Raw genomic sequence first — 8,924 nt, 5'->3', positions numbered from 1 at the left:
ATACCTGCCCGGCGCGTCGGGACAAGGCGCGGCTTGCCATCGACCCGATCGTTGTTAGTATTTACCGGAGAAGGCAAGTTTGTTCGGAGGCTTGTGCAGCAGAGGAGCCGGCATGAAAGGGAAAAAGGAGCGCACGCTGCTGGAACCGCGGGAGCTGCTGGCCATGTACCGTGACATGGTCCGCATCCGGGAGTTCGAGGAGGCCTGCCCCAAGCTCTACAGCCAGGGAAAGATGGGGGGGTTCCTGCATCTCTACAGCGGCCAGGAAGCGGTCGGCGTCGGCGTCGCCCACGCCATGCACCAGGAAGACTACATGATCGCCGCCTACCGCGAACACGGCCTGATTCTCGCCAAGGGGACGCCGCCCGACGTCGTGATGGCCGAGCTCTTCGGCAAGGCGACCGGAGTGAGCAAAGGGAAAGGCGGCTCGATGCACATGTTCGATGCCGAGCGGCGTTTCATGGGCGGCTACGGCATCGTCGGCGGCCACCTTCCTTTGGCGGTCGGGATCGGTTTTGCCATCCTCTACCGCGAGAGCGACGAGGTGGTGGTCTGCCTTTTCGGCGATGGTGCCACCAACCAGGGGGTTTTCCACGAGGCGATGAACATGGCCGCCCTCTATCAGGTGCCGGTGGTTTTCGTCTGCGAGAACAACGGCTACGGTATCGGCACCAGCGTCGCCCGGGCCAGTGCCGTCGAGCAGCTTTACAAGAAGAGCTGCGCCTACGAGACGCCGGGTGTAAAGGTCGACGGCATGGACGTGCTGGCGGTCTACGAGACGGTGCGTCAGGCAGTGCAGCGGGCTCGCGAAGGGGGCGGTCCGACCTATGTCGAAGCGATCACTTACCGCTTCCGCGGGCACTCCATCTCCGATCCCGGAACCTATCGCAGCGAGCAGGAAAAGAAGATCTGGCAGGAGCGCGACCCGATCCCCAACTTCGCCGAACGACTGATTGCCGAGGGCCGGGCGAGCCGCGAGCAGCTCGACCAGATCGATGCCGAGGAGAAGCAGCGCATCGAGGCTGCGATCCGCTTCGCCGAGGAGAGTCCCGAGCCGGCGGCAGAAGAGCTGTGGACAGATGTGTATGCGAAATTTTAAATGGCAATGTAGGGGCGAGGCGATGCCTCGCCCGGGCGACCCGACGGGTCGCCCCTACCGTTAGCTGGAGTAATCCATGCCCGAAATCACCTGCCGCGAGGCTTTGAACCAGGCGATACGCGAGGAGATGGAGCGGGACCCGGCGGTCTTCATCCTCGGTGAGGATGTGGGTCTCTATGAGGGCTCGTTCAAGGTCACCCGCGGCCTGTTGGCCAAATTCGGCGACAAGCGGGTGGTCGACACCCCCATCGCCGAAGCGGGGATCGTCGGCCTGGCCTGCGGTGCGGCGATGGCGGGCCTGCGGCCGATTGCCGAGCTGATGACGGTCAATTTCGCCATCGTCGCCATGGACCAGATCATGAACAGCGCAGCGGTGGCCCGCTACATGTTCGGCGGCCAGTGCAGCGTCCCCCTGGTCATCCGCGCCCCGGGCGGCGCCGGCCACCAACTCGGCGCCCAGCATTCGCATACCCTCGATGCTCTCTTCATGCACTGCCCGGGGCTGCGGGTCGTCATCCCCTCCATCCCCGCCGACGCCAAGGGGCTGCTGAAGAGTGCCATCCGCAGTGACGACCCGGTGATGTTCCTCGAACACGAGGGTCTCTACGCCACCAAGGGAGAGGTACCCGACGGCGAGTACACCATCCCCCTTGGGGTGGCGGACGTCAAGCGTCAGGGGAAGGATGTGACCCTGCTCGCCGTCTCCCGCATGGTCTACGTCTGTCTCGAAGCGGCCGAGCTACTGGCCAGGGACGGCATCGAGGCGGAGGTGGTCGACCTGCGCGCGCTCAACCCCATTGACATGCCGACAGTGCTCGCGTCGGTGCGAAAAACGCACCGGGCGGTGACCGTCGAGGAGTCGTGGCTGACCGGCGGCTGGGGCGGGGAGCTCGTCGCCCGCATCGTGGCGGCCGCCTTCGACGACCTTGACGCGCCGGTGCTGCGGGTCGGCGGGGCGGACGTGCCGATGCCGTACAACAAGGCGCTGGAGAAGGCGGCGATTCCCGACGTGGCGCAGGTGGTGGCGCGGGTTCGGGAGATTTTGTAGGGGCGGCACTGAGACCCGCCCCCTACATTAAACATAAAACATGAATTGCACAGGAGATGGGGAACACGATGCCGATTGAAATCACCATGCCCAAGCTGAGCGACACCATGGAGGAAGGAACCATCCTCCAGTGGCGGATCAAGGAGGGAGACAGGATCAGCAAGGGGCAGATCATCGCCGAGGTGGAGACCGACAAGGCGGCGATGGAGATGGAGGCCTTCGAGGACGGGTTGGTGCGCGCGCTCAAGGTCGACGAGGGGGCGACGGTTCCGGTCGGTACCGTGATCGCGGTTTTCGACGGCGAAGGGAAGGCGGAACCCGTAACGGAAGAAGCCAGGACGCCTGCGGAGAAACCCGCGGAAAAATCCGAGGAGAAGCCTGCGGAGAAGGCCGAGGAGAAGGCCGAGGAGAAGGCCGAGGAGAGGATGCTCAAACGCTCGGCACCGCCTCTGGAACAGGGTGGTTCAGCCTCGCCGGTGGCCCGCAAGATAGCCCTGGAAAAGGGGCTTGATATCGGCCGCATCCGCGGAACGGGGCCGGGCGGGCGCATCGTGCTGGCCGATGTCGAGCGGGCAACGCCGCAGATAGCACCGCCGCCGGCGGAAGCCGGCGCCAAGCCGGAACGGGCGGCCGGCAAATCGGTGAAGATCCGCCGGATCGTTGCCCGCAAGATGCTCGAGAGCTGGCAGAATATCCCGCACTTCTTCGTCACCGTTGCCGTCGACATGACCGACGTCATCCGTTTCCGCAAGGACCTCGAGGTCAGCATCAACGATTTCATCGTCACTGCGACTGCCCGCTCCCTGCATGAGCATCCCTGGGTCAACAGTCTCTGGATCGACGGCGAGGCGGTGGAGCAGGAGTCGATCAACATCGCCATGGCCGTCGCCACCGAACGAGGTCTTTACAACCCGGTGATTCACGACTGCGGCAACCTTTCGCTCAAGGAAATCAGCCGCCGGACCCGAGATTTGGCCGACAAGGCCCATCTCGGCAAGCTGGTTCATGCCGATCTCGAGGGAGGAACCTTCACCATCTCCAACATGGGGATGCTCGGAGTAGAGTCGTTCAGCGCCATCATCACGCCGCCACAGGCGGCGGTGCTGGCGGTGGGGACGGTGAAAGGGGAGGTGGTGGTCGACGACCAGGGAGAACCTGGCATCGCGCCGATTCTGCGCCTGACCCTCTCCGCCGACCACCGCACCCTCGACGGCGCCGATGCCGCCGAGTTTCTTGGGACTCTGAAGAGTTATCTGGAAGCTCCCGTCACCCTGGTGACCTGCAATTACGGACAAGAGAAGGAGTAACTTGTGGAACAGTTTCGCCTGGCTCCCGAGGAGCTGACCTGGCGCTGCGACCCGGCGCAGTTCGAATTTGAAAGCACCCGTGATCTGCCGGCCCTGGAGGAGACCATCGGCCAGGACCGGGCCGTCACCGCCATCGAGTTCGGTCTTGGCATAAATAACAGCGGCTTCAATATCTTCATCCTCGGCGAACCCGGTACCGGCCGCTCCTCCACCATCAAGAAGATTCTCGCCAAGCGGGCCGGGGGCGAAGCGGTTCCCGACGACTGGTGCTACGTGCATGACTTCGACGACGGCACCCGTCCCCGGTACATCCATCTGCCGGCCGGCTGTGGCAAGGAACTGCACAAGGACGTGGAAACCCTGGTCGGCCGGCTCGCCGAGGAGATTCCCAAGGTTTTCGAGAGCAAGGAGTACGAGGAACAGAAGGGACATATCGCCTCGGAACAGCAGGAAAAGAACAAGAAGCTTTTTCAGGAGCTGGAAGAGCGCGCCAATGAGCAGGGTTTTCTCCTGCAGCGGACGGTGAGCGGCCTGGCCCTGGTGCCGACCAAGGACGGCCACCCTCTTTCCCAGCAGGAGTACGAAAACCTCTCCGATGATGAGAAGGGGGATATCGACCGGCGGGGGACCGAACTGCAGGACCACCTCAACGACGTGCTGCGGCAGGGACGGGACCTGGAAAAGGAGATGCGTGAGGCGATCGTCCAGATGGAAAAGGACGTCATGCTCTTTGCCATCGGCCACCTGTTCGAGGAGTTGGAAGAAAAGTTCAAAAAACATGAAAAAGTGTTGGAGCATTTTGCCAACTGCAAGAAGGACATTCTGGACCGCATCGACGAGTTCCGACCGTCGGAGGGGCCCAAGATCGCTATCCCCGGGCTGAAGATCGGCGGCCAGGAACCCCCCTCCTTCGACCGTTATCGCGTCAACCTCTTCCTCGACAACAGCGAACGGGCAGGGGCGCCGGTCGTCTACGAGGCGAATCCGACCTATTTCAACCTCTTCGGCCGAATTGATCACATCATCCAGATGGGTGGCGCCACCACCAACTTCACCATGATCAAGCCCGGCGCCCTGCACCGAGCCAACGGCGGCTACCTGATCCTCGACTGCCGGGAGGTTCTGATCAACCTCTTCTCCTATGAGGCGCTCAAACGCTGCATCCGCAACCAGGAAGTGAAGATCGAAGACATGGCCGAGCAGTTCCGGCTGATCGCGACCGTCTCCCTCAAGCCGCAGCCGATCCCCCTGAAGTGCAAGATCATCATGATCGGCCCGCCGCTGCTCTACTACCTGCTGCATCAGTTCGACATCGATTTTCGCAAGTACTTCAAGGTCAAGGCCGACTTTGACGGGATGATGAAGAACACCTGGGAGAACGTGCAGCAGTATGCCCTGTTCGTCGCCGCCAAGTGCACCGAGGAGGAACTGCGCCATTTCAGCCCGGCCGGCGTCGCCCGCGTGGTCGAGTTCGCCGCCCGCCTGATCGAGGACAAGCACCGACTCTCTTCGCGCTTTCTCGATATCGCCGATCTGATCCGCGAAGCGGCTTTCTATGCCGAGCAGCACGGGGCGGACAAGGTCGATCGCACCCACGTCGAGCTGGCCATCGAAGCGAAAATCTACCGCGCCAACAAGGTCGAGGAGCGTATCCAGGAGATGATCGAAGAGGGAACCCTGCTGGTCGACACTGAAGGTGAGGTGGTCGGCCAGGTCAACGGCCTCTCGGTCTACCTGCTGGGGGATTACTCTTTCGGCAAGCCTTCGCGGGTAACGGTGCGTACCTATCTCGGCAAGGGGGGGATGGTCAACATCGAGCGGGAGGCCAAACTCTCAGGGCCGATCCACGACAAGGGGGTGCTGATCCTTTCGGGATTCTTCGGCGACCGCTTCGCCCAGGACAAGCCGCTGACCCTGGCCGCTTCCATCTGCTTCGAGCAGTCCTATTCCGGCGTCGAAGGTGACAGCGCCTCCTCCACCGAGCTCTACGGCCTGATGTCGTCGCTGGCCGCACTGCCGCTCCGGCAGGGGATCGCCGTGACCGGGTCGGTCAACCAGCGCGGGCAGATCCAGCCGATCGGCGGGGTCAACGAAAAGGTCGAGGGGTTCTTTTCGGTCTGCAAGGCGAAGGGGCTGACTGGCGACCAGGGGGTCATCATCCCGGTGCAGAACGTGAAAAATCTTATGCTGAAGGAGGAGGTCGTTGCGGCCGTCCGTGAAGGACAATTCCATATCTGGGCGGTCGGCACCATCGACGAGGGGGTAGAAATCCTCACCGGCCGGCCAGCCGGTAAACGCCAGCCGGACGGTTCCTGGCCGGAAGGGACGGTGAACTTCCTGGTTGATCGGCGTCTGCGGGAGATGGCGGAGGCGCTGCGCAAGTTTGCCCCCGCCAAGGAGACGGAGAAGGATGGGAAGTAGCGGCCTTGTCCAGGCGGTGCGCCGCAGGTCGCGTCTATTGGATTGACAGGGGATGCGGAGGTGCGGTATCAAGGAAACATGTTTATCGATGCCGTACAACCCGCCGCCAGGTTCGGCAGCAGGATGCCCACCCGGTTTGCTCCCGCTGAGCGGGCCGCAGAATCAGACCTGCGGCGGCAGGTCGCCTATTTCTCTGCCGAAACCCTCCCCCGGCGTCTGCTCGATGCCGTCCCCAGCATCCTTGCCATTCTCAATGCCCACCGGCAGATCGTCTATGCCAACCAGGCTCTGCAGTCGCTGGTCGGAGTTGATGGCCGGGAACCGCTCAGCGGGCTGCGTCCCGGTGAGGCGCTCGACTGCATCCATGCCCGCCGCACCGAGGGAGGATGCGGGACTACCGAAAACTGCAGCACCTGCGGCGCGGTGCTCGCGATCCTCGCCGGCCTTGCCGGAAAAAAGGATGTGCGCGAGTGCCGCATCACCCGCTGCGTTCAGGGGCAAATGGAGGCGATGGATCTGGAGGTCCATGCCGTTCCGCTCGATTACCGGGACCAAAAGTTCACCGTTTTTGCCGTCAGCGACATCAGCCACGAAAAACGTCGTGTCGTTCTGGAGAGCCTTTTCTTTCATGACATCCTCAATGTCGCCGGCAGCATCAAGGGCTTCGCCGAATTGCTCCGCGACTACGATCCGGTCGACAAGGAAGATATTTTTGCCCTGATTCACGCCGCCTCCGAACGGGTAATTGATGAGATTCAGGCGCAGAGAACTGTCGCCGCGGCGGAAAGCAGGGAACTGCGGGTGCATCCGGAAACGATCCGGTCCGGCGAATTTCTGCGACAGTTGGTGGAAATCTACCGGCGCCATGAAGCGGCCGAGAACCGCCGGTTGCTGCTCGATCCGGCTGTTGCGGAGGTCGCCCTGGTCAGTGACCGGACGCTGCTCGGCCGCGTTCTGGGAAACATGATCAAGAATGCCCTGGAGGCTTCGCGGACGGGGGAAACGGTGACTGTCGGCTGCCGGCAGGTCGACGGCCGTGTTGAGTTCAGCGTGCACAACCCGGCGGTCATCCCCCACAAGGAGCAGCTGCAGGTCTTCCAGCGCTCCTTCTCCACCAAAGGCTGCGGTCGCGGCCTCGGTACCTACAGCATGCGCCTGCTGAGCGGCTATCTGCAGGGCGAGGTTTCCTTCACCAGTTGCGAGAGCGCAGGCACGATTTTTCGCGCCAACTATCCCTTGAGCCTCCGCTGAGGTTCCCCTCTCCAGCTTTTTTCTTGATCATTCTGCTACCCAAACAACCAGGGAAAACGTTCTTCGCGGCTTCGCGTGAGGAGTAAAGGTTTTTCCCCCTCTCCTGGTTCAATCTCTGTCTGCGTCTTCCCCCCAACGGCCGGCAGCTTGACACCCGTCGCAATGGCGATACATTATACTTAAAGCCGTAAGTTGTGGAAAGTAAAGAAAAATTAAGCTGGCGGCAGCCGGGTCGCATTTTCTGCTGCCAGCAGAAGGAGCCGATGATGAACGTATTCGATTTTGCCATGGAGATTGAACGCAGCGGTCGGACGTTCTACCGCAACGTGGCCGCAAAAGCCGGCGAGGCCGGGGTCAGCACCATCTTCTCAATGATGGCAGAGGACGAGCAGGAACTGCTGGAACGGTTCCGGGTGATGAAGGCAACGGTCCGCTCGACCACCATGCAGGATTCCAGCGTTCTTGAGAACGCCGGCAACATCTTCGAGGATGTCCTGAACGAGCGCGAGGCGTTGCAGATAACCAGCGACCTGGAAGCCTACCATTATGTCATGCGGGTCGAGACGGCGATCTGTCGTCTGTATGAGGATGCCGCACAGCGTGAGCCGAATCCCGAAGTGCAGGGGCTGCTTCGCCGGATTGCCTCCGAGGAGCGGCGGGAACTCGAGAGCCTGCGCAAGCTCTACGATTTCGTCAATGCACCCAACGAATACCTGGCCTGGGGAGAGTTCAGCAACCTGAACGAGTTCCACAATTTCGGCAGGGACGAAGGCTAAGGTTGGAATGAAGGTGGGTTGGACGGGAATCAGGCGGCGCCGGGTAGCTGGCGCCGCCTGATTTTTTTGTGGTGCCCGACAAGAGAGCCGGTTTATTTCATCAGCAGATTCGGCAGCCAGAGGGAGATGGCCGGCACGTAGGTGATCAGGACCAGATAGGCCAGCATGACCAGGATCCAGGGGGCGCACGCTTTGGTCGTTTCGGTCAGTCCCAACCGGGAGATCCCCGAGGCCACGTAGAGGTTGAGGCCGACCGGGGGGGTGATCATGCCGATTTCCATGTTGACCGTCATCAGCACCCCAAGGTGGATCGGGTCGATCCCCAGTTGCATCGCCATCGGGAAGAGCAGCGGCGCGGTAATCAGCAGGATCGAGGAGGGCTCCATGAAGTTGCCGGCCGCCAGCAGCAGCAGGTTCACCATGATCAGGAAGCCGACGCTCCCCAGCCCGAGGTGGGTGATCCAGTCGGTAAGCTGCTGCGGGATCTGCTCGGAGGTGAGCAGGAAGGAGAAGAGGACCGCGTTAGTGATGATGTAGAGGATCATCGCCGACATGTTGGCCGCCGCCAGCAGGGTCTTGGGGACATCCTTAAGCTTCATGTCGCGGTAGACGAAGACCGCCACAAAGAAGGCGTAGACGGCGCTCATCGCCGCCGCCTCGGTGGCAGTGAAGATGCCGGTGTAGATGCCGCCGATGACCACCACGATCAGCAGCAGTCCCCAGATGCTCTCGCGGAAAGCGCGCAGCCGGGTCGCCAGGCTCGCCTTGGGAAGGCAGGGATAGTTGCGCTTCCTGGCCACGAACCAGGTGACGAACATCAGCAGCGACGCCAGCAGCAGCCCCGGGATGATGCCGGCGATGAACAGCCGGCCGATCGAGGCATTGGTCGAAACGGCATAGATGACCATGACGATGGAGGGGGGGATGAGAATCCCCAGCCCGCCGGAAGTGCCGATGACGCCGACGCCGAATTTCATCGGGTAGCCCTGCTTGACCATGGCCGGCAGCAGGATCGAGCCGAT

Annotated in this window: 7 protein-coding genes; 6 read left to right on the top strand and 1 reads right to left on the bottom strand. The window is 62.1% G+C overall.

The features are described from left to right. Window positions 1-112: 112 nt before the first annotated feature. The 6 genes from pdhA to VD811_08160 all read left to right on the top strand — a co-directional run bounded on the left by pdhA (window position 113) and on the right by VD811_08160 (window position 7,902). The gene (pdhA, locus tag VD811_08185; GenBank protein HXV20949.1) at window positions 113-1,099 is read left to right on the top strand and encodes a pyruvate dehydrogenase (acetyl-transferring) E1 component subunit alpha; all 987 of its coding nucleotides are present in this window, start codon (window positions 113-115) and stop codon (window positions 1,097-1,099) included. Window positions 1,100-1,175: 76 nt separating this feature from the next. Beyond that, window positions 1,176-2,147: an alpha-ketoacid dehydrogenase subunit beta gene (locus VD811_08180; GenBank protein ID HXV20948.1), complete on the top strand. Its 972-nt coding sequence runs from the start codon at window positions 1,176-1,178 to the stop codon at window positions 2,145-2,147. A 68-nt stretch (window positions 2,148-2,215) separates the two neighbouring features. Continuing rightward, a complete protein-coding gene (locus VD811_08175; protein ID HXV20947.1) occupies window positions 2,216-3,454 on the top strand; it encodes a dihydrolipoamide acetyltransferase family protein in 1,239 nt (412 codons plus the stop codon). Window positions 3,455-3,457: 3 nt separating this feature from the next. Further along, window positions 3,458-5,875, top strand: a complete 2,418-nt coding sequence (locus VD811_08170; GenBank protein HXV20946.1) for an ATP-binding protein — start codon at window positions 3,458-3,460, stop codon at window positions 5,873-5,875. Between the two features lie 60 nt (window positions 5,876-5,935). Further along, entirely contained in the window at window positions 5,936-7,126 is a 1,191-nt protein-coding gene (locus VD811_08165; protein HXV20945.1) for a PAS domain-containing sensor histidine kinase, read from the top strand. A 266-nt stretch (window positions 7,127-7,392) separates the two neighbouring features. Beyond that, the gene (locus tag VD811_08160; protein HXV20944.1) at window positions 7,393-7,902 is read left to right on the top strand and encodes a ferritin family protein; all 510 of its coding nucleotides are present in this window, start codon (window positions 7,393-7,395) and stop codon (window positions 7,900-7,902) included. A gap of 92 nt (window positions 7,903-7,994) precedes the next feature. On the opposite strand, the gene VD811_08155 is transcribed toward VD811_08160, so the two are convergent. Further along, window positions 7,995-8,924, bottom strand: a 930-nt coding sequence (locus tag VD811_08155) for a TRAP transporter large permease subunit (GenBank protein HXV20943.1), incomplete at its 5' end; no start/stop codon positions are given.

This window comes from Desulfuromonadales bacterium (assembly GCA_035620395.1).
GTDB lineage: Bacteria > Desulfobacterota > Desulfuromonadia > Desulfuromonadales > DASPGW01 > DASPGW01.
Note: the sequence above shows the minus strand (reverse complement) of the source record. Positions and strands in the feature narration are given on the sequence as shown.